Origin of the sequence: Rhizobium sp. Root1220 (assembly GCF_001426265.1) — a bacterium.
In the GTDB taxonomy this organism is placed as follows: Bacteria; Pseudomonadota; Alphaproteobacteria; order Rhizobiales; family Rhizobiaceae; genus Rhizobium.
The window spans coordinates 331684-353925 of record NZ_LMDG01000001.1; the positions used below are offsets into that span (position 1 = coordinate 331684).

Annotated in this window: 25 protein-coding genes; 13 read left to right on the forward strand and 12 right to left on the reverse strand. The window is 61.8% G+C overall.

Annotated features, from left to right (window positions below; genetic code table 11):
- The first annotated feature begins 34 nt into the window (after window positions 1-34).
- Window positions 35-775 (forward strand): glucose 1-dehydrogenase, encoded by a 741-nt coding sequence (locus tag ASC90_RS01625; RefSeq protein ID WP_056534653.1) that lies wholly within the window; start codon window positions 35-37, stop codon window positions 773-775.
- Window positions 776-937: 162 nt separating this feature from the next.
- On the opposite strand, the gene ASC90_RS01630 is transcribed toward ASC90_RS01625, so the two are convergent.
- A complete protein-coding gene (locus ASC90_RS01630; RefSeq protein WP_056535212.1) occupies window positions 938-1501 on the reverse strand; it encodes a methylated-DNA--[protein]-cysteine S-methyltransferase in 564 nt (187 codons plus the stop codon).
- Window positions 1502-1583: 82 nt separating this feature from the next.
- Window positions 1584-2813: a glycosyltransferase gene (locus ASC90_RS01635; protein WP_056534654.1), complete on the reverse strand. Its 1230-nt coding sequence runs from the start codon at window positions 2811-2813 to the stop codon at window positions 1584-1586.
- A gap of 132 nt (window positions 2814-2945) precedes the next feature.
- Here ASC90_RS01635 and ASC90_RS01640 point away from each other — a divergent pair, with 132 nt between their 5' ends.
- The 5 genes from ASC90_RS01640 (at window position 2946) to ASC90_RS01660 (ending at window position 6598) form a co-directional block, all read left to right on the forward strand.
- Window positions 2946-3173 (forward strand): hypothetical protein, encoded by a 228-nt coding sequence (locus ASC90_RS01640; RefSeq protein WP_244480272.1) that lies wholly within the window; start codon window positions 2946-2948, stop codon window positions 3171-3173.
- Window positions 3174-3333: 160 nt separating this feature from the next.
- On the forward strand, window positions 3334-4392 hold the full coding sequence (locus ASC90_RS01645) for a succinylglutamate desuccinylase/aspartoacylase family protein (RefSeq protein WP_056534658.1): 1059 nt from the start codon (window positions 3334-3336) through the stop codon (window positions 4390-4392).
- Between the two features lie 2 nt (window positions 4393-4394).
- Window positions 4395-4745: an ArsC family reductase gene (locus ASC90_RS01650; RefSeq protein ID WP_056534661.1), complete on the forward strand. Its 351-nt coding sequence runs from the start codon at window positions 4395-4397 to the stop codon at window positions 4743-4745.
- A gap of 3 nt (window positions 4746-4748) precedes the next feature.
- Window positions 4749-5222, forward strand: coding sequence for a Cys-tRNA(Pro) deacylase (gene ybaK, locus ASC90_RS01655; protein WP_056534663.1), 474 nt, complete (start codon window positions 4749-4751; stop codon window positions 5220-5222).
- 122 nt (window positions 5223-5344) lie between these two features.
- Complete coding sequence (locus ASC90_RS01660; protein WP_056534665.1) at window positions 5345-6598, forward strand: aminopeptidase; 1254 nt, start codon at window positions 5345-5347, stop codon at window positions 6596-6598.
- A gap of 19 nt (window positions 6599-6617) precedes the next feature.
- Here the strand turns inward: ASC90_RS01660 and xseA are convergent, their stop codons facing one another.
- Complete coding sequence (gene xseA, locus ASC90_RS01665) at window positions 6618-8204, reverse strand: exodeoxyribonuclease VII large subunit (protein ID WP_056534667.1); 1587 nt, start codon at window positions 8202-8204, stop codon at window positions 6618-6620.
- A gap of 221 nt (window positions 8205-8425) precedes the next feature.
- On the opposite strand from xseA, the gene ASC90_RS01670 reads away from it, so the two are divergent.
- Window positions 8426-8689, forward strand: a complete 264-nt coding sequence (locus ASC90_RS01670) for a hypothetical protein (protein ID WP_056534669.1) — start codon at window positions 8426-8428, stop codon at window positions 8687-8689.
- A 126-nt stretch (window positions 8690-8815) separates the two neighbouring features.
- Window positions 8816-9052 carry a hypothetical protein gene (locus tag ASC90_RS01675; protein ID WP_056534671.1) on the forward strand — a complete coding sequence of 79 codons (237 nt, stop codon included), beginning with the start codon at window positions 8816-8818 and terminating at the stop codon, window positions 9050-9052.
- A 3-nt stretch (window positions 9053-9055) separates the two neighbouring features.
- Here the strand turns inward: ASC90_RS01675 and ASC90_RS01680 are convergent, their stop codons facing one another.
- Window positions 9056-10897, reverse strand: a complete 1842-nt coding sequence (locus ASC90_RS01680; RefSeq protein WP_056534674.1) for a hypothetical protein — start codon at window positions 10895-10897, stop codon at window positions 9056-9058.
- A 157-nt stretch (window positions 10898-11054) separates the two neighbouring features.
- On the opposite strand from ASC90_RS01680, the gene ASC90_RS01685 reads away from it, so the two are divergent.
- Both ASC90_RS01685 and ASC90_RS01690 read left to right on the forward strand, forming a co-directional pair.
- Window positions 11055-12065 (forward strand): glycosyltransferase, encoded by a 1011-nt coding sequence (locus ASC90_RS01685; RefSeq protein WP_056534676.1) that lies wholly within the window; start codon window positions 11055-11057, stop codon window positions 12063-12065.
- Entirely contained in the window at window positions 12062-12439 is a 378-nt protein-coding gene (locus tag ASC90_RS01690) for a GtrA family protein (protein WP_056534677.1), read from the forward strand. The genes ASC90_RS01685 and ASC90_RS01690 overlap by 4 nt, the downstream gene beginning before the upstream one ends.
- Before the next feature lie 2 nt (window positions 12440-12441).
- On the opposite strand, the gene ASC90_RS01695 is transcribed toward ASC90_RS01690, so the two are convergent.
- Complete coding sequence (locus ASC90_RS01695) at window positions 12442-13428, reverse strand: Gfo/Idh/MocA family oxidoreductase (RefSeq protein WP_056534678.1); 987 nt, start codon at window positions 13426-13428, stop codon at window positions 12442-12444.
- A gap of 180 nt (window positions 13429-13608) precedes the next feature.
- On the opposite strand from ASC90_RS01695, the gene ASC90_RS01700 reads away from it, so the two are divergent.
- Both ASC90_RS01700 and ASC90_RS01705 read left to right on the forward strand, forming a co-directional pair.
- Window positions 13609-14556 (forward strand): aldo/keto reductase, encoded by a 948-nt coding sequence (locus ASC90_RS01700; protein WP_056534681.1) that lies wholly within the window; start codon window positions 13609-13611, stop codon window positions 14554-14556.
- 13 nt (window positions 14557-14569) lie between these two features.
- Window positions 14570-15013 carry a GNAT family N-acetyltransferase gene (locus ASC90_RS01705; protein WP_056534683.1) on the forward strand — a complete coding sequence of 148 codons (444 nt, stop codon included), beginning with the start codon at window positions 14570-14572 and terminating at the stop codon, window positions 15011-15013.
- Here ASC90_RS01705 and ASC90_RS01710 read toward each other — a convergent pair.
- Complete coding sequence (locus ASC90_RS01710; RefSeq protein WP_056534686.1) at window positions 15003-15620, reverse strand: hypothetical protein; 618 nt, start codon at window positions 15618-15620, stop codon at window positions 15003-15005. The genes ASC90_RS01705 and ASC90_RS01710 overlap by 11 nt on opposite strands.
- A 139-nt stretch (window positions 15621-15759) precedes the next feature.
- Between ASC90_RS01710 and ASC90_RS01715 the strand changes: the two genes are divergently transcribed.
- The gene (locus ASC90_RS01715; RefSeq protein ID WP_056534688.1) at window positions 15760-16119 is read left to right on the forward strand and encodes a nuclear transport factor 2 family protein; all 360 of its coding nucleotides are present in this window, start codon (window positions 15760-15762) and stop codon (window positions 16117-16119) included.
- 47 nt (window positions 16120-16166) lie between these two features.
- Here the strand turns inward: ASC90_RS01715 and pheT are convergent, their stop codons facing one another.
- The 6 genes from pheT to infC form a co-directional block, all read right to left on the reverse strand.
- On the reverse strand, window positions 16167-18590 hold the full coding sequence (gene pheT / locus ASC90_RS01720; RefSeq protein ID WP_056534692.1) for a phenylalanine--tRNA ligase subunit beta: 2424 nt from the start codon (window positions 18588-18590) through the stop codon (window positions 16167-16169).
- 15 nt (window positions 18591-18605) lie between these two features.
- Window positions 18606-19688 (reverse strand): phenylalanine--tRNA ligase subunit alpha, encoded by a 1083-nt coding sequence (gene pheS, locus ASC90_RS01725; protein ID WP_056534694.1) that lies wholly within the window; start codon window positions 19686-19688, stop codon window positions 18606-18608.
- Between the two features lie 20 nt (window positions 19689-19708).
- On the reverse strand, window positions 19709-20542 hold the full coding sequence (locus ASC90_RS01730; protein ID WP_244480273.1) for a serine/threonine protein phosphatase: 834 nt from the start codon (window positions 20540-20542) through the stop codon (window positions 19709-19711).
- Window positions 20543-20646: 104 nt separating this feature from the next.
- Complete coding sequence (rplT, locus tag ASC90_RS01735; RefSeq protein ID WP_056534696.1) at window positions 20647-21051, reverse strand: 50S ribosomal protein L20; 405 nt, start codon at window positions 21049-21051, stop codon at window positions 20647-20649.
- Window positions 21052-21090: 39 nt separating this feature from the next.
- Window positions 21091-21294, reverse strand: coding sequence for a 50S ribosomal protein L35 (rpmI, locus tag ASC90_RS01740; RefSeq protein WP_007813308.1), 204 nt, complete (start codon window positions 21292-21294; stop codon window positions 21091-21093).
- Between the two features lie 313 nt (window positions 21295-21607).
- Complete coding sequence (gene infC / locus ASC90_RS01745) at window positions 21608-22144, reverse strand: translation initiation factor IF-3 (protein ID WP_082519778.1); 537 nt, start codon at window positions 22142-22144, stop codon at window positions 21608-21610.
- Between the last annotated feature and the right edge of the window lie 98 nt (window positions 22145-22242).

A 22242-nucleotide genomic window follows, 5' to 3' on the forward strand; every position in this document is an offset into this window, starting at 1 on the left:
ATTTATATATCGATCACTACAGAAAGGAACAACCATGAATGAACTGCTCGGCAAGCGCGCTCTGGTCACCGGCGGCTCCCGCGGTATCGGCGCCGGCATCGCGTTGGCGCTCGCGGACAAGGGAGCGGATGTGGCGATCTCCTATGAGCGCTCGGCAGACCGAGCCGGTGACGTAGTCCGGTCTATCGAAGCCAAGGGGCGGCGGGCGGTCGCCATTGCGGCCGACAGTGCCGATCCGGCGGCCATGAAGCGATTGGTCGACCAGACGATCGAGAAGCTCGGCGGCCTCGACATCCTCGTCAACAACGCCGGCATCGCCCGCATGGGCATGGTCGTTGACATGAGCCTCGCCGACATCGACGCACTTCTGAACGTCAACGTGCGTGCCGCAGTTCTCGCCGCGCAAGCAGCCATCCCGCATCTTGGCGAAGGGGGGCGCATCCTTATCGTTGGCTCGTCTGTCGCAGAACGGACGCTCAGTCCCGGCGTGGCGGTGTATTCGATGACAAAATCCGCGCTCGTCGCCTTTACCCGGGGTCTCGCACGCGAACTTGGACCCCGAGACATCACCGTTAACCTGGTTCAGCCGGGATTTACCGATACCGACATGAACCCTGCCGATGGCGTGCATGGCGACATGCTGCGCGGCATGACCCCGCTTGGTCGCTTCGGCACGCCGGGCGACGTGGCAGCCGCTGCGGCGTTCCTTGCGAGCCCGGCTGCCAGGCAAATCACCGGCGCCACCATAACCGTGGATGGTGGGCTGAATACGTAAAGAACTCGGCGGTTCCGCGCTCCCTGGAACGATGCGAAAGGGTGCTCACCCGCCACATTGTGCGCAACAACCTCGATCCACACTTTCGACGCCAGCATTCAAGCAACAGTCGACTGGCGTGGACCCCCGGTAGCATCCCGTGATGCGGCCGGGGGGCCGCCGTCAAAAATCCATCGATTGTTGCGCCTGCTTCGGCGGCGCCAGGCTGACGCCTTCGAGTTCGAGCATTCTCGTCTTGGATGACGCGCCGCCGGGCGCGGAAAAGCCGCCGATCTTGCCGCCTGCGGCCAACACCCGGTGACACGGAATAATCAGAGCAACCGGGTTTTTCGCCATCGCCTGGCCGACATCGCGCGCCATCTCGGGCCCGGCGCCGAGTTGCTTGGCGAGTGCACCGTAGGTCGTTGTGTGACCCCAACCGATCTGACGCGCGGCGGCGTAGATCCTCCGGAAGAAGGCGTCCTGTCCGTCGAGGTCGAGCTTGACGTCCGAGAAGTCGGTCGGCTTTCCCTCGAAGTAGCGCTGCACGGCGGAGACGGCGTCAGCCACCTCTGGCGTCGGTTCGGCGGGCTCGGAGCCCGGCACGCGGCGCAGCAGAAGACGCTCGGTCCCCTCGGCACTGCCGGTCGGCAATTGGAAGCGGGTGATGCCGACATCGCTCCAGGCTATCCCGCAGAAACCACCCGCGGTTTTGAAGATACAGTATTTGCTGGCTGCCTGTTCCATGATCATAGCCTCCTAACCGGCATGCCATGAAAATCGTGCAGCAACGGCTGGAATTCAACCCGTTTCTTGTGCCGTGGCCGGTTTAACCGTGCGCCTGCATCGAGGAGATTTCCTCCCCCGCGGTCTCGGCGCTTTCCGGCTTCAGCCTGGCAAAAACCGCATTGAAGCCGGCCGCAATCTTTTGCGGTTCGTAACGTCTCGCCGCTTCAAGCGCGGCATGCGACAACGCCGGGATTTTCTCCGGTGCGGCAGCCATATCCGCAATCAGTGCGGCAAGGGCGACCTCATCGCCGGGATCGAACAGGTATCCGTCGGTTCCGGGTTCGATCGATTCCGGTATTCCGCCCGAACGTGCGCCGATGACCGGCACGCCCTGCGCAAACGCCTCGATGACGACGCGGCCGAACGGCTCGCGGAACAGGGACGGTACCACCAGAACGTCGATGTGTGGAAAGAATTCCTCCGGCTTCGTCCAACCGAGAAACCGGGTGTTCTCCTTGGGAAACTTCTGCGGCAGCGATTTGGAATAGTCGCTCTTGGCGTGCCCCGCGATGACGAAGCCGACATTGGAATTGTTGACCAGCCGATGTGCGGCAAGCGCCAGCGTATCGAGACCTTTTACTGGATCGTGGACGCCGATGAAGCCGAAGCGCATCTGCCCTGATGGCGGCGATCGAGGTTCCCGACGCGCACTAGCCGGAACAGCACCCGGCACCTTGTGGCTGCTCGCATTCGGAAAATAGCCATGCTCGAGATGACGACTGATGATGAAATCTGTCTCGCCGATCACCGCATCGACGTAGCGCGAGAGGAGCTTCTTGCCGTAGGATGACGTCTGGCACGACGAACAGGCGCGAACGCAATTGTCGTTGCCACGCCGCATGCTGGCCTTCCAGCAGATCAAAAACGCGCTGCGCAGGATGTGGCAGACCGGAACGCTACAGCTTCGGGCAGCGGCCCATGTCGCGACGTTGATGTTCTCGATGCTGTCGGTAAGCACGATGTCCGGCTTGAAGCGGCGGATTTCGCGACGCATGATGACGAACGCCCGCGGATTGAAATTCTCCAGCGCATGCCAGAGAAACTTCTTCCAGGCCGGCCGCGGCAAGCGGTAGTTCCAGTCGATATTGAGGCTCGGCAGACGGCGGACGGGAACCCCGTCGTAGATTTCACGCTTGTCTTCGCCGGAGACGTTGATCACTTCGAGGTCGTGCCCGTCCGCCAGCAGCAGCTTGGCCACCATCATCGCCGAAATCGGGCCGCCACCATCGATGAAAGGCGGAAAGGCCGCGCACGCCATCAGAATACGCATGATAGGCCCCAGCACGCCGACCGTGGCACGATTGCATGTTCCTCTTTTGTTCTTGATTTCCGCTCATCACTTGCTACCATCCGCTCAGTCGCACGCGAACAAGAGGCGGTGCCGATACTCCGGTAAATGGTCATGCACGAACAGAACACGCAATCGTCCTTCGACTTCGCTTTGCCCAAGATGACACCGCAATCGTCAAGATTTGGCAAAGAGAACCTGTTTTTTGCGATCCTGCCGGACCGGCAGGCGCTGGGCGAATGTCTGGATCTACAGAAAGTGCTGCAGCGGGCGCACTTTCCCGTCAGTTCACCACGCCCGCGCGACTTCCTGCACTCCCAGGATTGTGATCGAACCCGGTGATAGTGCCAGCGCGAGAATTCGTCCTCATTCACAATCGCCCGGGCGAACGCGAATACGACTATGTCGCTCGATGGCCTTTGCAAGCGCGGGGATAACGACTTGCCTATGCCGGCGGAAGTCGCTTAAAGCTCCTGCTACGACATGAAAACGGGGCAGGAACGTGAACATTTCCGAGATCATCATTCCGGGCGATACGGCCGGCATCGAGTGGCGGCTTCCGGTTTTTCGCTTCAAGGGCAATGATCCGGCAGCGCCGGCGGTTTACATCCAGGCCGCCCTCCACGCCAACGAACTGCCCGGTACCGCGCTTGCACACTTTCTCTGCGAGAGGCTTCGGCAGGCAGAGAGCGAGGGGAAGATCAGGGGCGACATCACGCTTGTGCCGCAGGCCAATCCGATCGGCACCGCACAGTGGCATTTCGGCGATCTACAGGGCCGGTTCGAGCTGGGCTCACGGATCAACTTCAATCGCGAGTTCCCGTTGATATCCATCAGAGATCGCGACAGCCTGATCGAAGATCTGGACCGGGCGACGGCCGTCAACAAACTCAAGCGGCAACTGCTGCACATGGCCCTTGCTGCCGACCTTGTGATCGACCTGCATTGCGATGACGAGGCCCTGCAGTATGCTTACATCGACGATGCATTCTGGCCAGAGGCACAGGATCTTGCAGCCGCACTCGACATGGAGGCGGTGCTGCTGTCGGATGGCGAAAGCTCGGCCTTCGAGGAGGCGGTCGGCTTTGCCTGGAAGCATGAGGACCCCGGCGTGAAGAAATCGCGGCTGCCGGGCAAGCTTTCGGTGACCGTGGAGCTTCGCGGCGAACGCGACGTCTATCCGGAGATGGCGAAAAAGGATGCTGACGGACTGTGGCGGTTCCTGGCCAACAGAGGTGTCGTCGTTGCGCCGGTGGCGCTCTCGCCATTTTCCGGCCCCGCCGTCCCGCTCGACAACATCGAGATGATCCGCGCACCCGCCGCCGGCACCGTACTCTTTCACCGAAACATCGGCGAGACAGTTGCCGAGGGCGACGTGCTGGCAACACTGATCACACGGCCCGGCAGGGCGGACGGCATCATCGACGTGCGCGCTCCGCAGGCCGGCCTGATCGTGACGCGGGTTTCTGACCGGTTCGTGCGCCGTCGCGGCGACCTGATGAAGATCGCCTGCGAGAACCCGAGCCAGGCAACCCGAAAGGCCGGAACGCTGGAGGATTGAGAATGCCCATCACCATATACGGCATCAAGAACTGCGACACGATGAAGAAGGCGCGAGCCTGGCTGGAAGAACACGATGTCGCCTACGACTTTCACGACTACAAGGCGGTCGGAATCGATCGCCGGCAGCTGGAGGCATGGACGAAGGAGGCCGGTTGGGAAACGGTGCTCAATCGCTCCGGAACAACGTTCCGCAAGCTTCCCGATGCAGATCGGGAAAACCTCGATGCGGCCAAGGCAATCGCCCTTATGCTGAACCAGCCGTCGATGATCAAGCGACCAGTGATCGAGGCGGACGGCAAGCTGTTGATCGGCTTCAAGCCGGAGATATACGCGGACTTCTTCAGGGCCTGACCGATGTCCAAGACCACACGCGCCACCCAGGTTCTAGCCAAGGCCGGCATCGCCTTCAGTGTCCATACCTACGACTACGATCCGAACGCCGAGCGCGTGGGATTGCAGGCTGCCGAGGCGCTGGGCGAGGAACCGCACCGCGTCCTGAAGACGCTGATGGCCGAGGTGGACGGCAAGGCGGTGTGCGTCGTGATCCCTTCGGACCGCGAGGTCAGCATGAAGAAGCTGGCGAGCGCCTTTGGCGGCAAATCCGCAAACATGATGAAGCCGGCAGATGCGGAACGGCTGACCGGCTACCATGTCGGCGGCATCAGCCCGTTCGGCCAGAAGAAGCTCGTGCCGTCAGCAATCGAAGAGGCAGCCCTTGCCGAGACGCAGGTCTATATCAACGGTGGCCAGCGCGGATTGCAGGTACGGCTTGATCCGAAGGATGCCATGAGCGCGCTCAAGGCCAAAGCCGCGCCGCTGATTGCCTGAATTGGAACGAACCGCGCCGGCAGTGCCGCGAGCGAATATGCATCGCATCGCCGAGCTTCATTTTCGCCGCAAAGGCGGCTAAGGCTAGCGCCCTGTGCGTTCGTTTCGGAAGGTGATCGACCATGAACTTCATGTCCCAAAGCCAGGACTCCGTAGATCCCGTCAAACTCGAGAAGCTTGCGGAGGTGGCCATCAAGGTCGGCCTGCAACTGCAGAGCGGCCAGGATCTCGTCGTCACCGCACCGGTCGTGGCATTGCCGCTTGTCCGGCTGATCACGAAGCATGCCTATGCGGCGGGCGCAGGCATCGTCACCGCCTTCTATTCGGACGAGGCATCGACGCTTGCCCGCTACCAGTATGGACGCGACGAGAGTTTCGATCGGGCTTCGGACTGGCTCTATGAAGGCATGGCAAAGGCCTACGCCAACGGCGCGGCGCGCCTGGCCGTCGCCGGCGACAATCCAATGCTGCTGTCGGAACAGGACCCCGCAAAGGTTGGCCGTGCCAACCGCGCGAACTCCGCCGCCTACAAGCCGGCGCTGGAGAAAATCTCCAACTTCGACATCAACTGGAACATTGTTTCCTACCCGAATCCCGCCTGGGCGAAACTGGTGTTCCCGAACGACCCCGAGCCGATTGCGGTCGCCAAGCTCGCGAAGGCGATCTTCGCGGCATCGCGGGTCGATGTGGACGATCCGGTTGCGGCGTGGGCAGACCACAACGCCAATCTGCGCTCGCGTTCCGCGTGGCTGAACGGCGAGCGGTTTGCGTCGCTGCACTTCACTGGGCCAGGGACCGATCTGACGGTCGGCCTTGCTGACGGCCACGAATGGCAGGGCGGCGCTTCGACCGCCAAGAACGGCGTTACCTGCAACCCGAACATACCGACGGAAGAGGTCTTCACGACGCCGCATGCATGGCGCGTCGAAGGTCATGTGTCGAGCACCAAGCCGCTCTCGCATCAGGGAACCCTGATCGACAACATCCAGGTTCGCTTCGAAGCCGGCCGGATCGTCGAGGCGAAGGCGTCGCGCGGCGAGAAAGTGCTGAACAAGGTGCTGGATACGGACGACGGCGCACGCCGGCTTGGCGAGGTGGCGCTGGTTCCGCATTCCTCTCCGATCTCGGCCAGCGGCATCCTGTTCTACAACACCCTCTTCGACGAGAACGCCTCCTGCCACATCGCGCTCGGCCAGTGCTATTCGAAATGCTTCCTCGATGGCGCGAACCTGAGCCAGGAACAGATCCAGGCACAGGGCGGCAATTCCAGCCTGATCCATATCGACTGGATGATCGGCTCCGGCAAGATCGACATCGATGGCATCACGCCGGATGGCGCACGCGTTCCGGTGATGCGTCAGGGCGAGTGGGCCTGACGCATCATGGTCCACTAAGCTAGAACAGGCTGCCCTGCTTCGGAGGGCTGCCCGGCTCGGAGGGCTTCGATGCCCGCTTCCTGCCGGCCGGCGGTCCGCCGCCGTCCGTTGTCACGGCACCGACCTCGCCGTCGGCGAACTGGATCGAGATGCCCATGCCGGATGATAGCATCGCCGCCTGCGACACCGGCCGGTGCTCATCGTCCCGGATGACGGCGTAGCCACGCTTCAATACGTTCATGTAGGACAGCGACTGCAGCACGCGGTCCTGGGCCACCAGTTCGCCGCGGGCGCGTGCCAGCTTGTGTCTGACGGCGGTATCGGCGTGGCGCGAGAGATTGCCAAGATGATCGCGCATGCGGGCGGTCTGTGACTTCAGGCGGGCTGGCAGCGAGCCGAAGACGGCATCGGCGCGACCAACCCGTGACTTCGACCGATCGATCAGCCGCTCGATGGTCCGCTCCGCCCGGCCAATGCGCTCGGCCAGCATTTGGCGGCGTTCGCCAATGCGGTTTGAGAGGACATCGGGGCGCAAATGCGCCGCCGTTCGCTCGAAACTGCGGCGCTTGTTGATGGTGTTGAGCTCCAGCCCGCGGCCGAGACCTGCAGCCGCCTCATCGAACCGGCGCCGCGGCAAAGCGAGGAGCTGATCCAGCGACGGAAGGGCGCGCATCAAGGCCCGCACGGACTGGCGGTGGTGATCCATGCGCCGGTTCATGCAACCCTGCAGCCGTGCTGTCAGGCCCGCCGTCTGCGCCTCAAGCTCCGCCTTGACCGGGACCGCCATCTCGGCCGCGCCGGTCGGCGTCGGAGCGCGCACATCGGCGGCATAGTCGATCAGCGTCCAATCGGTTTCGTGGCCGACGGCGGAAATCAACGGGATCTGGCTGTCGGCAGCAGCGCGCACAACCGCCTCGTCGTTGAAACTCCAGAGATCCTCCAGGCTGCCGCCGCCGCGTGCAACAATTAGCACATCGGGACGCGGCATCTGGCCGTCCGGGGCGAAGCTGTTGAAGCCGCGAATGGCACTGGCAACCTCCTCGCCAGAGCCCTCACCCTGCACCTTCACCGGCCAGACGATCACATGGACAGGGAAGCGATCGGAGATACGATGAAGAATATCCCGGATGACCGCACCCGTCGGCGAGGTGACCACACCGATGACCTTGGGCATAAAGGGCAGCCGCCGCTTGCGGGCCGCGTCAAACAGGCCCTCGGCACCAAGCCTGCGCTTGCGTTCCTCGATCAAGGCCATCAACGCGCCAGCCCCTGCCGGCTCCAGCGTCTCGATGACGATCTGATACTTCGACGAGCCGGGGAATGTCGTCACCTTGCCGGTGGCAATCACTTCCATCCCCTCTTCGGGGCGGAACTTCAGCTTGGAAAACGTGCCTTTCCAGATGACGGCGTCGATGCGTGCGCGGTCGTCCTTCAGGGCGAAATAGGCGTGACCCGACGAATGCGGGCCGCGGTAGCCGGAAATCTCGCCCCGAACACGAACCTGATCGAAAGCCGTCTCGACCGTGCGTTTGATCGAACCGGAAAGCTCAGAAACCGAATACTCGGTGAGATTGCTCGGCGAATCATTCTCGAAGACGTTGCTCATGCCCTTGTTCTATCCGAAGACCGGCAAAAGATCAGCCCTCGGTACGGGGACGATTTTTCTCGGATCGCGAAAGCCTCGCCAAGTCTTTCGGCGTTTTCTCCAAATCTTATCCTTGGCTTACCGAGCAGCCGCAAACGTGGGCCTCCGATTTGCCTGCACATCGTTTTCCCCGGCAATCTCCACACCAGCATGATTGCGCAACCGACAAAAGGAGAGTCCCCATGTCTGACCGCTTCGCCTCCCACGCCCCTTCGCTGACCGGCCCTGCCAGTGCCGGGTTCGTCATCGTCCCCGATGACGGCCTGGGTATTTCCGAAATCACAAGAGCGCTCTATATCGGAATCGGAGGAGATTTGACGGTTGAGATGGCGTCAGGCCAGATCCTGACCTTCGCCTCCGTGCAAGACGGCTCGCTTCTGCCTTTGAGAGTTTCGCGTGTGCTCACCTCGGGAACAACCGCGGAAAACATCATCGGCCTTATTTAGAGCCAAATGTTCCAATGAGTTGGCAGGCGTGCCGATCTGGCGCACTGTGGAAACCGAGGATAGCAAGCGCAATTAATTGTTCGGCAAGGTCGGTCCGCCTATAGTGAGGTAATCAGGAGAGTCTGGATGATCGCTCTAACGGCCACAATGATTGGATTTGCCACGGCACCGATGCGTTCCGTTTTTGCGATGGTGTTGGTCGGCTTCCTGATGTGCGTGGCCTATGGCTGCGCGGCGTTCGTTTCGACGACATCGATCCTCGACCTGGCGACTGCAATCGTATGCTACGACGGTGGCCTGCTTCTCTGCCTGATTGGACTGCATGCCATTGAACGCGTCAGAAGCCCTACCCGTCTCGCCTAAACGTCAAGGACCGCCCCGCACGTAGCGGAAGAACTGGACCGGCGATCCCTCCTGCCTGGGCAATGGCTGCAGATAGGCAGGGACAATCCCCTTTTTCAATTGCGCATAGAGACCGTCCGGCTTGATCTTTGCGATCTCCAGGGTCTGCGGAAACTCCGCGCAGAAGGCCAGCACCGTGACGCCCGCACCCCGCAGGAATGCCTCGGCATCGGTTGGCGTCGCCAAGCCGATATGCATCTCTGTGAGCATGCCACCCTGATTGCGGTGGTAGGGAGCGGCGAGGATGCGGTGTTTGGTAAAGCGCAGGATCGAAACACCCAGATCGGACGGGGCGGCCACAAGGCCGGGCGGCAGATCCTGCAGCGGGTTAACCGTCTCGGGTGAGACACAGGTGAGCTTATCCTTGGCCGATGCCGTCTCTTCCGCCAGGGCGTTGATCCGGGTGTCGAGAAGACTGCCGACCAACCCCCAAACGGCAGCAACGCTCAGGAGAACGCTCAGGATGTAGCTGAGCGCCGCGGCGCCGCTTTCACGTTCCGCATTGGAGATCCGGCGCATGTCGATGATCAGCAATGTCAGCGGAAAAACGGCCAGCATGTTGGAAAATGAGGAACCGCGCACCTGGATTGCCGCTATCGTCCAGCTGATGGTGAGCAGACACAGCAGGATGAGGTGGATGCGAACGCGGTCGCGGTAGGCGATGCGGAAGACGCAGACCGCGATGGCAAACACACCCGTCGCATAGAAGAAACCGAGTGTATAGGGGTCCTGACGACCGGCTGCGAAGATCGACTGCGCCTCCTGGACGTTGTTCAGCCACAGCTGCACCAGCATCGGGTCGAGATCGGCCAACGGGTTCCGCAGGCAATGCGGGGCGATGATCACGGCCGCAGCGAACACCGCTGCGCCAACGCCAGCCAGGACGCCGAACCGGATGGGGCGGCTGGCGCGGCTGGCAAAGGCGGCAGCGAAGAGCAGCAGACCGCCGCCAATCGCCGCCAGGCTGTAGTAACCGAGCGAGAGATTGTCGCAGGTGACGGAAAAATAGAGACGCGGCGGCACGGTGCCGAAGAAGAAAAGGCTGATTGACAGCGCCAACGACAGACCGAAGGCCTTGGCGGCGGGCGCGAAGGCCGGACCATCCCAGGCCCACGACATGGAAACGATCAAGCAGACCCCGGCTACGAAAGGCGTGGTCTCGGCACCTATCGCAATGGCAAGTGCAGCGCAAAGGCCGGCTATCGCATAGCTCCGCGGTCGATGGTTCTCGTCCAGCAGCATGGCGACCATGATCGCGGCAACGGCGAACTGGACGTTGTGATGATCGATGGAGCCGGGTAGAAAACGGTTGCTCGTCACCAGCAGGAAAGCCGTCAGACCGAGCGCGATGTGCATGGCGAGCACGCCGCCGATCCTCCGGCCGGCAAGGCCCGTGCCCCAGAGACTGAGGACGATGAGGGAAAGCGGCCAGACAAGCAGCGCAGCGGCCTCGGCCCGCTCCTGCGGTAGGAAAAGCCCGAACAGCTTGATCAGGGTGGCGATCGGCAGATCGATCAGTCGGGACCAGTGCATCAGCGTGCCGCTGCCGAGCCCCATGCGGTATTGCATGAGATCGAACCATCCCTGTCCATGGAGAAAATCGCGAACCTCGACAAGTCGCATGCCATCGTCGTTGTCGGCGCCGACATAGTCTTTCGCATCCGGCAGCCTGAGCGCGATGATCGCCACTATCAGCAGCGCACTGTAGACAAGGACGGACGGCCAGAGCCTGGACATCGCCGCGCGCATCTTCCCGATCGAGAAGGTCGACGTTGAATTGCCGGTTGCCGAGGCAGCATGCGTCATGAAGCGGATATCACCCTTGAGAGCGGCAAGATCTTACGGCTGCCGTGTCAAGAAACGGTAAAGTTCAGCCGATCGGCGAATGCTTCCTGCTCATAGCTAGTTGTTAACGGCGCGCGGCTAGACTCGCGCGAAACTCTTCCTTGTCACGGGTGTGATCATGACCGGATCTCGTAACGACAATCTGAACGTTGCGGTACTTCTGCCCTGCTACAACGAGGCGGCGACAATCGGCGCTGTCGTTCGCGGCTTCAGGACAACGCTGCCGAAGGCAAGGATTCACGTCTACGACAACAACTCAACGGATGGGACTGCGCTGCAGGCGATGCTCGCCGGCGCCAACGTCGTGCGGGAGCGCCGCCAGGGCAAAGGGCATGTCGTGCGCCGGATGTTCGCCGACATCGACGCGGACATCTACATCATGGCCGACGGCGACGGCACCTATGCGCCGGAAGACGCCGACGAGCTCATTCGCACACTCCTGACCGAACGGGCCGACATGGTGGTGGGGACGCGGCGCGGCGTGCATGCCGATGCCGGCCGACAGGGTCATGCCGTCGGCAACAGGCTTTTCAACGTGCTCTACCGAACGATCTTCGGTGCGGACTTTACCGATATTTTTTCGGGCTACCGCGCTTTCTCGCGCCGCTTCGTCAAGAGCTTTCCGGCGGTGTCCGGCGGCTTCGAGATCGAAACGGAAATGTCCGTCCATGCCTCACGCCTGAAGCTTCCGGTCAGCGAACTGGAGCTCGACTATGGCCGGCGGCCCGAGGGCTCGCACTCCAAGCTTTCAACCTTCAGGGACGGCGCAAAGATTCTCTGGATGTTTGCCATGCTAATGAAGGAAACAAGGCCCTTCGCCTTCTTCGGCGTCATCAGCACGCTGTTCATGCTGGCCAGCCTCGGATTCATGGTGCCGGTTCTCACGGAGTATTTCGAAACCGGTCTCGTCAGCAGGATGCCGACCTGGGTTCTGTCCGTGGCGCTGATGATGGTCTCGTTCATGATGTTTACCGCCGGCGTGATCCTCGATTCCGTATCGCGGGCCCGCGCGGAGCAGCTTCGCATCCACTACATGATCCTGCGCGCGCCGCACCTTCACGAGGGTGTGCCGCTGATCGTGAACGATATCGACATTCCCAGGGCGCCACCGAAGGCCGGCGTCGCGTGAGGAAGCTTCTTCGCTTCGGCATCGCAGGCGGTCTCGGATTTGTCGTCGACGCGGGCGTCCTCACCCTCCTGCTTCACACGACACCGCTCGGTCCGTTCCTGGCGCGGGTGATCGCCATCGCCTTGGCCATGGCGACGACCTGGATCGTCAATCGAACCTTCACTTTTGGGCGATCCGGTCGCTCGATGGCGGCCGAAGGACTCCGCTACGGCTCCGTCGGGGTAACAGTCGCACTCGTCAATTACGGACTTTACTCGGCGCTTCTGTTGACGTTACCTGCGTTGCAGCCGTTGGCGGCGATGATACTTGCCACCGCCGCCTCGACGGTCCTGAGCTTCATCGGTTACTCGCGCTTCGTCTTCCGCAGCCAGTAAGGTCAGACTGTTTCCCAGCCATCCTTCTCGCTGGCGCGATAGATGGCATCGATGAACTTCTGGCTTAGCTTCGAGCTTTCGAGCGTGACGATTTCCTCATTCTCGCCGTTCGCCGCGCGGGCAAAGGCTTCGGCTTCGCGCTTGTACTGGCGGCTGTCCGGGAAGCGGAAGATGGTCGATTCGTTGTGGCCGCGGTTGGCGAGCTCGATTTCCTCGGCACCCCAGCGGTCGGCATTGAAAGGCGATTTCACCTCGATATATCCGTCGGTGCCGTGGAAGACCATGACCTGACGGTTCGCCATCTGGGTGGCGACGTAGAAGCTCAGCTCGAAGTCACCGAAGTCGGCCTTGACGCTGGAATAGATGTCGGTGCCGAATTCCGGATCGCGGCGGGTGACCGCCTGGACGCGCAGCGGCTCCTTGCCTGTCGAAAAACGGGTGCCGATGGTCGGGTAGACGCCGATGTCGGGAAGCGCACCGCCGCCGAGCTCGGGAATATTACGCATGTTGCCGGGGTCGCGGTTGAAGTAGGTGAACGCCCCCTGGACGTGCTGCAGCGTACCGATGGCGCCGTCCGATATCAGCGAGCGGACCTTCCGCCACACCGGCGTATAGGTCACCATGTAGGCTTCCGTCACCAGCACCTTGTTGCGGTCGCGGGCGGCGATCAGGCTGTCGATGTCATCCGCCTTCAGGGCGATCGGCTTCTCGCAAAGCACGTGCTTGCCCGCATCGGCTGCCTTGATCGTCCATTCGACGTGCTGCGAGGTCGGCAGCGGGATATAGACGGCATCGATCTTGTCGGAGGCAAGCATCTCCTCGTAGGAACCGAAGGCGTGCGGCACCGAGAAGCGGTCCGCCATCTCCCGCGCCTTGGCCAGGTCGCGGCTGGCGATAGCCGTGACGACACAGTTCTCCGCATCCTGGATCGCCGGCACGACGAGTTCACGGCCGATCTTCGCAGTCGAGATGATACCGAAACGCAGCATGATGATTGCCTCTCCTGGTTTGATTTTTGCGCAACCTTAGTGAGCCACCGACCGTGAGGCAATGGCGCGATCACAATTCGCGGAGTTGGTTTCCATTCGGCCGACGGCGCGCTAGGTTATCGTTCGGCGGCGTCCTGCCGTGTCGGATATTCAATCAATTCAGCATATTTGGAGAGCGCCATGAACATGCGCCGTCTTGGAAAAACAGGTCTTTCGATTGCCCCGATCGTCTTCGGCGGCAACGTCTTCGGCTGGACTGCCGATGAGAAGACCTCCTTCGACATTCTCGATGCCTTCTTCGATGCGGGCTTCAACGGTATCGATACTGCCGATGTGTATTCGGCCTGGGTGCCGGGCAACAAGGGCGGCGATTCCGAGGAGATCATCGGCAAGTGGCTGAAGCGGGGAAAGGTTTCTCGCGACAAAGCCGTGATCATAACCAAGGTCGGCTCCGACATGGGCCAGGGCAAGTCGCTGAAGGAGACTTATATCCTGAAGGCGGTAGAGGATTCGCTGCGCCGCCTGCAGACCGACCATATCGATCTCTATCTGTCGCACTGGCCCGACGAGCACACGCCCTATGAGGAAACGCTCGGTGCCTTCGCCAAGCTGAAGCAACAAGGCAAGATCCGCGCGATCGGCTGCTCCAACCTCGACGCGACGCAGTTGCAGGCATCCTTCGATGCCGCTGACAAGGCCGGCGTGCCGCGCTACGACGTCATCCAGCCCGAGTACAATCTCTATGAGCGCTCCAGCTTCGAGGGTCCGCTGGCTGAACTGTGCATCAAGGAAGATGTCGGCGTCATCACCTATTTCAGCCTCGCGGCCGGCTTCCTTTCCGGCAAGTATCGCACCAAAGCCGATACCGAAGGCCGGGCGCGAGAGGGCCGGGTCGCCCAGTATCTCGATGACAAGGGATTTCGCATCCTGGCAGCACTCGACACTGTGTCGGCCGAAACAGGGGCGACGCCGGCCGAGATTTCCCTTGCATGGCTCCTCAGAAAGAAGGGCGTGACGGCGCCGATTGCCAGTGCTACCAGCCTTTCCCAGCTTCAAAGCCTGACGAAATCGGCAGCGCTTGCGCTTTCCGACGAAGCGATCGACTTGCTCGACAAGGCCGGCGCCTGAGAGGAGAGACTCGATGACCGTGACGATCCGCGACGCGGCGCCGGAGGACGAGGCCCGCTGGCGCACGCTTTGGGCCGGTTACCTTGCCTTCTACCAAGTCACGGTCGACACCGATATCACCGATTCCACCTGGCGCCGGGTCTTCGATCCGGCGTCGGCAATCAGCATGCGCGTTGCCGATGTCGATGGCAGGGTGGTGGGCTTTGCGCTTTACCTCACCCATGAAGGCACGTGGATCCGGGGCAAGGACTGCTATCTGGAAGACCTCTTCGTCGACCCCCAAGCCCGTGGCAAAGGCGCCGGCCGGGCACTGATGGACGACCTCGTTTCGCTTTGCGGGAAGAACGGCTGGTCTCGGCTTTACTGGCACACAAGCGAGCAGAACAGGGCAGCGCGGGCGCTGTACGACAGCTATGTGGAAAGCGACGGCCATATCCGCTACCGCATCAACTTCTGAGCGCCGGCAACCCTTCGTAGAGCACCGAGTGATCGCCCTCCCAGTTCGCCATGCCTGGTTTGGTGAGGATCCCGCGCGGTCGCACGTAACTCTGGATGACGCGGCGCGGGCGCTCGTGCCATTGGATGTTGAAGGCCCACAGCTTGGGGAAGAAGCAGAGCGCTGAGTAGGGCAGATGATCGTGTATCCACCAGGCGAGCTTCCGCCAGTCCGCCTCCTCCGCGTATCGGTCGACCATCCACGGGACGACGACGCAGGCCGTGGCGCCCATGCAGCCATCGAAATCGCGCCGGTCCCAAATGTGATCGGCTGCCGTTGCCGCGTTTGACGAGCAATTCAGCTTGTTCTGGTTTCCGAACTGATTGACCTCGGCCGAGCGATAGCCGGAGCGGATGTGCAGCCGGCCGAAGGACGATTGCAGCGGCTCGAGCAACTCCTCGCAGAGCCGCCTGCCGGCCGCGATCGCCAGGTCGGGATCGTCGGGGATATTCGGGATTCGGTAGAAGTCGGCGATCTCGGAATGCAGGAAATCCCGGAGGAAAAAGTTCGCCGACAGCCTGACGCGGCCCAGATCCTCGAGCCCCTTCATCGATCCCGGTTTCTTCATGATGCGCTTCCTTGCGATGCGAGCGGCAGTTTGCCTTTTTTCATGCCTCGCGCCACCCGAAATGATCGGAACCGGCAGATGCCTTGCCGCCGACCTCCCCCGCCCTATGCTATCAGGAGACATCCGGGTGAGGTGAGCCATGTCGGACCAACAGGCAGTCGAAGCAGTCGTGCACCTCTATATCGAAGGCATGACTTTCGCGAACGAAGCAGCATTGCGGAAAGCCTTCCATCCGCAATGCGCGGTCATCGGGCACTACGAGAATGCCGTGGAGTGGCTGACGCGCGACGAGTTCATTGCTGCAATCGTTTCCGAGGGCGCTGCCGCGCCCGGCACCCAGCCGCACCTCGATATCCAGATGCTCGACATCATCGGTGATGCCGCCACGGTCAAGGTCAGCGACAGCTTCGCCGGCATGCGCTTTACAGACTACCTGTCGATGCTGAAGATCCAGGGGCGCTGGACCATCGTCAACAAGCTCTTCTATCTGCACATATAGAAAAAGCCGGCGAGATGTCGCCGGCCCTGATCGTCAATCCACCCGCCTCAGGCTCGCAGAACCCCACCGGTGAATTTCGTCACGCTGGCGATGATCTTCTGCGTCAGCGCTTCGAAATCCTCGTCGGTCAGCGTGCGCTCGACCGGCTGGATCTGCACTTCGATGGCAACCGACTTCTTGCCTTCGCCGACCGATGCACCTTCGAAGACGTCAAAGACGTTGACGCCGGTGACCAGCTTGCGGTCGGCGCCGGAGGCGGCCTTGATGATGGCGCCGGCTTCGACCGCCTTGTCGACGACGAAGGCGAAGTCGCGCTTGACGGTCTGGAACTGCGAGAGTTCCAGCGCCGGCTTGGTTCGGGTGGCCTTCTTCTTTGGCTCGGGCATGGCGTCGACATAGACTTCGAAGCCGCAGAGAGCGCCAGAGACATCGAGCGCTTCCAGCGTCGAGGGATGGAACTCGCCGAAATAGCCGAGCACGACCTTCGGCCCCATCTTGACGGTGCCCGAACGGCCGGGGTGATACCACTCGGGACCGCCCTGCTCGACCTGGATGTTGCCCATCGGCAGGCCGCAGGCTTCGATCACCGCCAGTGCATCGGCCTTGGCATCGAAGACGTCGACCGCCTTGCCGCCGCCCTTGGCAGCGTTGGACCACATGCGGCCGGAACCGTTCATCGAGGCGGTGCCGCGACGGATGCCGCCGGCAACGCGGCGCTGGCCTTCCGGCTTGTCGTTCTCATAGGTGCCGGAGACTTCGAAGATCGCGACGTCGCCAAAACCCTTGTCGGCATTGCGCTGGGCAGCCGTCAACAGGCCCGGCAGCAGCGACGGGCGCATATCGGACATGTCAGCGGCGATCGGATTGGCGAGCTTCAGCGATGGCGCGCCGCCGCCGAAGAGCTTGGCCTGATCTTCGGAGATGAACGACCAGTTGACCGCTTCCAGCATGCCGCGCGAGGCAAGCGCCCGCTTGGCGGTGCGGGTGCGGATTTGCAGCGTCGTCAGGATCCTGCCGTTGATGGCGACATGGCTTTCCAGCGGCGCCGGCTTGATGTTGTCGACGCCGTGGATGCGCATCACCTCTTCGACGAGATCGGCCTTGCCGTCGACATCGGGACGCCAGGAGGGTACGGCGACCGAGACGCGATCGCCGGAGCCAGTGACCTTGAAGCCGAGGCGCGTCAGGATGGCGATGCTCTCTTCGGTCGAGACGTCCAGACCGGTGAGGCGCTTGACCTCCGAGAAGGGGAAATCGACGATCTTCGGCTCATAGCCCTTGTAGCCAACGATCTCAGCTTGCGCGGCGGTGCCGCCGCAGAATTCGAGCACCAGTTCGGTGGTGCGCTCGAGGCCGGGGACCATGTATTCCGGATCGACGCCGCGCTCGAAGCGATAACGGGCATCGGTGATGATAACGAGGCCGCGACCCGACTTGGCAATGTTCATCGGATCCCAGAGAGCCGATTCAATCAGCACGTCGACGGTGTTTTCATCGCAGCCGGAATGCTCGCCGCCCATGATGCCACCGATCGACTCGATGCCATTGTCATCAGCGATGACCACGTTGTTCGGGTTCAGCTTGTATTCGCGCTGGTCGAGCGCCAGCACCGTCTCGCCATCCTTGGCGCGGCGGACAGTAAGGTTGCCCTTGACCTTGGCGGCGTCGAAGACGTGCATCGGCCGGCCCTGGTCGAAGGTCATGTAGTTGGTGATGTCGACGAGCGCGTTGATCGGGCGCAGGCCGATCGCCAGCAGGCGTTGCTGCAGCCATTTCGGGCTCGGGCCGTTCTTGACACCGCGCACGAGGCGCAGCGCAAAGCCGGGGCAGAGTTTTGCGTCGTCGAGGTCGAGCGTCAGTTTGACCGGCGTCTCGCCTTCGACAGCGAAGGAGGGTTCCGGCCGCGTCTTCAGCGTGCCGAGGCCGGAGGCGGCCAGATCGCGGGCGATGCCCTGGATCGACGTGCAATCCGGACGGTTCGGCGTCAGGTTGATTTCGATGACCGGATCGTCGAGATGGGCGTAGGCGGCGTAGCTCTGGCCAACAGGCGCATCCTCCGGCAGATCGATGATGCCATCGTGGCTGTCGGAGATCTGCAGCTCCTTTTCCGAGCACATCATGCCGTGGCTCTCGACGCCGCGGATGTTGCCGACGGCAAGCGTCACGTCGATACCGGGAACATAGACGCCGGGGGCAGCGAAGGCGCCGATCAGGCCGGCACGCGCATTGGGCGCACCGCAGACGACCTGGACCGGGGCTCCCTTGCCTGTGTCGACAGAGAGAACCTTGAGGCGATCGGCCTGCGGATGCTTTTCGGCGCTGAGGACCTTGGCGATGACGAAGGGCTTGAACGCCGCCTTGTCGTCGACGTCCTCGACCTCGAGCCCGATCTCGGTCAGCCGCACGCAGATTTCATCGAGGGTCGCATCCGTTTCCAGATGATCCTTCAGCCAGGAGAGTGTGAATTTCATGATCTCTTTCCTCCCTTACGCGCTCAAACCGCCGAACAGCGTCGGCATGTCGAGCGGGCGGAAGCCGTAGTGGGTCATCCAGCGGACGTCGGCGTTGAAGAAGTCGCGCAGGTCAGGCATGCCGTATTTCAGCATGGCAATGCGGTCGAGGCCCATGCCCCAGGCAAAGCCCTGATACTCGTCGGGATCGAGACCGCCGGCGCGCAGCACGTTCGGGTGCACCATGCCGCAGCCGAGGATTTCCATCCAGTCGGTGCCTTCGCCGAATTTGACGATCGGGCCGGAGCGGTCGCACTGGATGTCGACCTCGAAGGATGGCTCGGTAAAGGGGAAGAAGGACGGGCGGAAGCGCATCGTCACGCTGTCGACCTCGAAGAAGGTCTTGCAGAACTCTTCCAGCACCCAGCGGATGTTGGCGACATTGGCCTTCTTGTCGACGACGAGGCCCTCGACCTGGTGGAACATCGGCGAGTGGGTCGCGTCCGAGTCCTGGCGATAGGTCTTGCCGGGGATGATGATGCGGATCGGAGGCTTCTGCGCTTCCATGGTGCGCACCTGCACCGGCGAGGTATGGGTGCGCAGCACCTTGCGCTCGCCATTCTCGTCCGGATTGAAGAAGAAGGTGTCGTGCATTTCGCGCGCCGGGTGACCCTCGGGGAAGTTCAGCGCCGTGAAGTTGTAGTAGTCGGTCTCGACATCGGGGCCTTCGGCAATCGAGAAGCCCATGTCGCCGAAGATCGCGGTGATCTCGTCGACGATCTGGCTGATCGGATGGATACGGCCGCGCTCGGCCGGCGACGAGCGGACCGGCAGCGAGACGTCGACGGTCTCGGCCTTCAGACGTGCGTCGATCGCCGCCTTCTTGAGATCGGCTTTCCTGGCGTTGATCGCATCCGAGACCACGGTCTTCAGGGCGTTGATCGCCGCGCCGCGGGTCTGCCGCTCTTCCGGCGACATGGAGCCCAGCGTCTTCAGCAGTTCGGACACCGAGCCCTTCTTGCCAAGCGCGCCGACGCGCACCGCTTCGATCGCGGGCTCATCCGCCGCGGCCGCGACCTCAGACAGGAGTTGCACTTCCAGAGTTTCTAATTCGGTCATCTTTTCCTGCCTCACGGGCGTCAGTCTTGTCGATAATTCAAAGAAACATGCATCAGATAGCTGGTCGCCACGATGAAACGTCGCAGATCACTACCCATGTGGACGCGGCCAATCAACCGGGCAAGCCATAAAAAGCCACCGAGAACGCCGGTGAGCTTGCGCAGTTCGGCGACCGCTTCCGGCGGCGCCACGTCGGCCCAGGCCCTATAGGCCCGGTCGTGGGTTTCCTTGCCGAGACGGGCGCTGGTGGCAACCTGCATGAACAGCAGCCAGATGTCGCGTGCCTGCGCCACCGCGAGCGGCATGACGGCCTCCGGCTCCTCTTCGAAATCCATGAAACCGATCTGCCCGTCTTTCAGGAACATGTCCCGGGTATAGGGGCGACCGTGAGCCAGACCCTTGGCATGAAGCCGGCCGACCGCCGTCGTGCAGCGGACAAGCATGCCGTCATAGGACACAGCGTCATCTTCCGGCAGCGCGTCCAGCCACTCGCGCACCGTGCCGCCTACATCCGTCAGCACAACGGCGCTGCCCGAGGAGTAAACAACCCGGGGGGCCGGAACGTCCTTGGCGGCAAACTGCTGGATGCGGCGAACCTCCCGGCGCGCCATCCCCTCGTTCTCAACCGCCGGCGAAGGCCGGATGAACGGCGCATTAAAGAGCGCGGCCGCTGCCCTCTTCAGACCGATCAGGCGGGCACGCTCGGTGCCGTAGCGCTTGATCCAGACAACGCCGCCCGAAAGCGCGACACGCTCGACCCGCCCCGAGCCCGAGACGAGAGCCGCGAGCAGGATCGGCACGTCCCGCTGGTTCAAGCCCCCATCGGCTGTCACGTTTTCGATGTCGTTCGTCACGTCTTGCGACGTCCTTATCCGTGTTATTTGAAACGAAGGAACCCGCGCAGGCCTGGCCAGCGCGGGTTCCAAATCATCGAAACGAATGTTCGAATAGCGCCGGCTTAGTTGACGGCGGCTTCAAACTCGTTCTTCGTACCGGCGTCCTTCAGGTACTCGAGAGCCTTCTTGGAGGCTGCGACGAGCGCACCGAATGCTTCCGGCTCATGGATCGCCATGTCGGAGAGAACCTTGCGGTCAACTTCAATGCCGGCCTTGTTCAGACCGTCGATGAAGCGGCCGTAGGTCAGGCCGAATTCGCGGACGGCAGCGTTGATGCGCTGGATCCAGAGGGCGCGGAAATTGCGCTTGTTGATCTTGCGGTCGCGATAAGCGTACTGCTTGGAACGATCGACAGCGGCCTTTGCGGCGCGGATGGTATTCTTACGACGGCCGTAGAAGCCCTTGGCGGCCTTCAGAACCTTCTTGTGCTTGGCGTGAGACGTTACGCCTCTTTTTACACGTGCCATTTCATGATCTCCTTAATCTAAAACGTTCGCGGAATAGTCTCAGAGACCGTTCGGCAGATAATTCTTCACGACCTTGCGGCCATCCGGTTCAGCCAGAACCATCGTGCCACGTGCATCGCGAATGAACTTGTTGGAACGCTTGATCATGCCATGGCGCTTGCCAGCAGCGGCAGCCTTGACCTTGCCGGTCGCGGTGATCTTGAACCGCTTCTTGGCAGAGGACTTCGTCTTCATCTTGGGCATTTTGCTACTCCGTTTCTGTTCTCCCGGCGCGCTTCATCAAAGAAGCCCTTCTCGCGATGCCCGGTGTTCCGGCCGTCGCAACAAGGTGCGGGAGCGTTTGTTGTTGATCCGCGGCTCCGGTGATGAACCGTTCCGCAAGCATTCGAAACCGCCACGGCATGCCCTGCCGGTCAGTTCGGACGCGCGCTTATAACCGCAGCGTCATAAAAGTGCAACGGGGCGGCCAAGGAATCTTCTGCGTCCCGAGTTATCGATCCGGAAATACAAAAGCCGCCCTCGCGGACGGCTTTGATACGAATGGTGGCGACGCGCCTTACTTCGGGGCGAGCACCATCATCATCTGGCGGCCTTCGAGCTTCGGTTCCGCTTCGACCTTGGCAAACTCAAGCGTGTCCGCCTTGACCTGCTGCAGAAGCTTCATGCCGAGCTCCTGGTGGGCCATTTCGCGACCACGGAATTTCAGTGTGACCTTGACCTTGTCGCCTTCGTCGAAGAAGCGGCCCATTGCCTTCATCTTCACCTCATAGTCATGGGTGTCGATGTTCGGGCGCATCTTGATTTCTTTGACTTCGACGATCTTCTGCTTCTTGCGCGCCTCGGCGGCCTTCTTCTGGTTCGCGTATTTCAGCTTGCCCAGATCGAGGATCTTGCACACAGGCGGTTCGGCATTAGGGGAAATCTCCACCAGGTCGAGGCCGGCTTCTTCAGCCATTTTCAACGCCTGTTCGGTCGCCACAACGCCTAAATTCTGTCCTTCAGCATCGATCAGCTGAATCTTGGGAATGCGAATGTCCCGGTTCGAGCGCGGCCCGTCCTTCACGGGTGCGTCGGTTTTAAAAGGTCTGCGAATGGTCGTATTCTCCTCGCGTTGTTTCGGATCGCTGCAGCCTGGTGCCCCCAATCAGGAAAGCACAAACGTGGTCTCGCCATCGCTGCAACGGAGTCAGT

What these genes read in the sequence shown, in the direction of transcription:
- rplT (WP_056534696.1), bottom strand. Translation starts at nt 21,051, where the DNA reads ATGGCACGTGTAAAAAGAGGCGTAACGTCTCACGCCAAGCACAAGAAG.
- ASC90_RS01630 (WP_056535212.1), bottom strand. Translation starts at nt 1,501, where the DNA reads ATGGAACAGGCAGCCAGCAAATACTGTATCTTCAAAACCGCGGGTGGT.
- ASC90_RS01705 (WP_056534683.1), top strand. Translation starts at nt 14,570, where the DNA reads ATGACCGTGACGATCCGCGACGCGGCGCCGGAGGACGAGGCCCGCTGG.
- ASC90_RS01695 (WP_056534678.1), bottom strand. Translation starts at nt 13,428, where the DNA reads ATGCTGCGTTTCGGTATCATCTCGACTGCGAAGATCGGCCGTGAACTC.
- ybaK (WP_056534663.1), top strand. Translation starts at nt 4,749, where the DNA reads ATGTCCAAGACCACACGCGCCACCCAGGTTCTAGCCAAGGCCGGCATC.
- xseA (WP_056534667.1), bottom strand. Translation starts at nt 8,204, where the DNA reads ATGAGCAACGTCTTCGAGAATGATTCGCCGAGCAATCTCACCGAGTAT.
- ASC90_RS01710 (WP_056534686.1), bottom strand. Translation starts at nt 15,620, where the DNA reads ATGAAGAAACCGGGATCGATGAAGGGGCTCGAGGATCTGGGCCGCGTC.
- ASC90_RS01640 (WP_244480272.1), top strand. Translation starts at nt 2,946, where the DNA reads ATGCACGAACAGAACACGCAATCGTCCTTCGACTTCGCTTTGCCCAAG.
- pheT (WP_056534692.1), bottom strand. Translation starts at nt 18,590, where the DNA reads ATGAAATTCACACTCTCCTGGCTGAAGGATCATCTGGAAACGGATGCG.
- ASC90_RS01670 (WP_056534669.1), top strand. Translation starts at nt 8,426, where the DNA reads ATGTCTGACCGCTTCGCCTCCCACGCCCCTTCGCTGACCGGCCCTGCC.
- pheS (WP_056534694.1), bottom strand. Translation starts at nt 19,688, where the DNA reads ATGACCGAATTAGAAACTCTGGAAGTGCAACTCCTGTCTGAGGTCGCG.
- ASC90_RS01675 (WP_056534671.1), top strand. Translation starts at nt 8,816, where the DNA reads ATGATCGCTCTAACGGCCACAATGATTGGATTTGCCACGGCACCGATG.
- ASC90_RS01700 (WP_056534681.1), top strand. Translation starts at nt 13,609, where the DNA reads ATGAACATGCGCCGTCTTGGAAAAACAGGTCTTTCGATTGCCCCGATC.
- ASC90_RS01635 (WP_056534654.1), bottom strand. Translation starts at nt 2,813, where the DNA reads ATGCGTATTCTGATGGCGTGCGCGGCCTTTCCGCCTTTCATCGATGGT.
- ASC90_RS01650 (WP_056534661.1), top strand. Translation starts at nt 4,395, where the DNA reads ATGCCCATCACCATATACGGCATCAAGAACTGCGACACGATGAAGAAG.
- rpmI (WP_007813308.1), bottom strand. Translation starts at nt 21,294, where the DNA reads ATGCCCAAGATGAAGACGAAGTCCTCTGCCAAGAAGCGGTTCAAGATC.
- ASC90_RS01680 (WP_056534674.1), bottom strand. Translation starts at nt 10,897, where the DNA reads ATGACGCATGCTGCCTCGGCAACCGGCAATTCAACGTCGACCTTCTCG.
- ASC90_RS01625 (WP_056534653.1), top strand. Translation starts at nt 35, where the DNA reads ATGAATGAACTGCTCGGCAAGCGCGCTCTGGTCACCGGCGGCTCCCGC.
- ASC90_RS01660 (WP_056534665.1), top strand. Translation starts at nt 5,345, where the DNA reads ATGAACTTCATGTCCCAAAGCCAGGACTCCGTAGATCCCGTCAAACTC.
- ASC90_RS01715 (WP_056534688.1), top strand. Translation starts at nt 15,760, where the DNA reads ATGTCGGACCAACAGGCAGTCGAAGCAGTCGTGCACCTCTATATCGAA.
- ASC90_RS01685 (WP_056534676.1), top strand. Translation starts at nt 11,055, where the DNA reads ATGACCGGATCTCGTAACGACAATCTGAACGTTGCGGTACTTCTGCCC.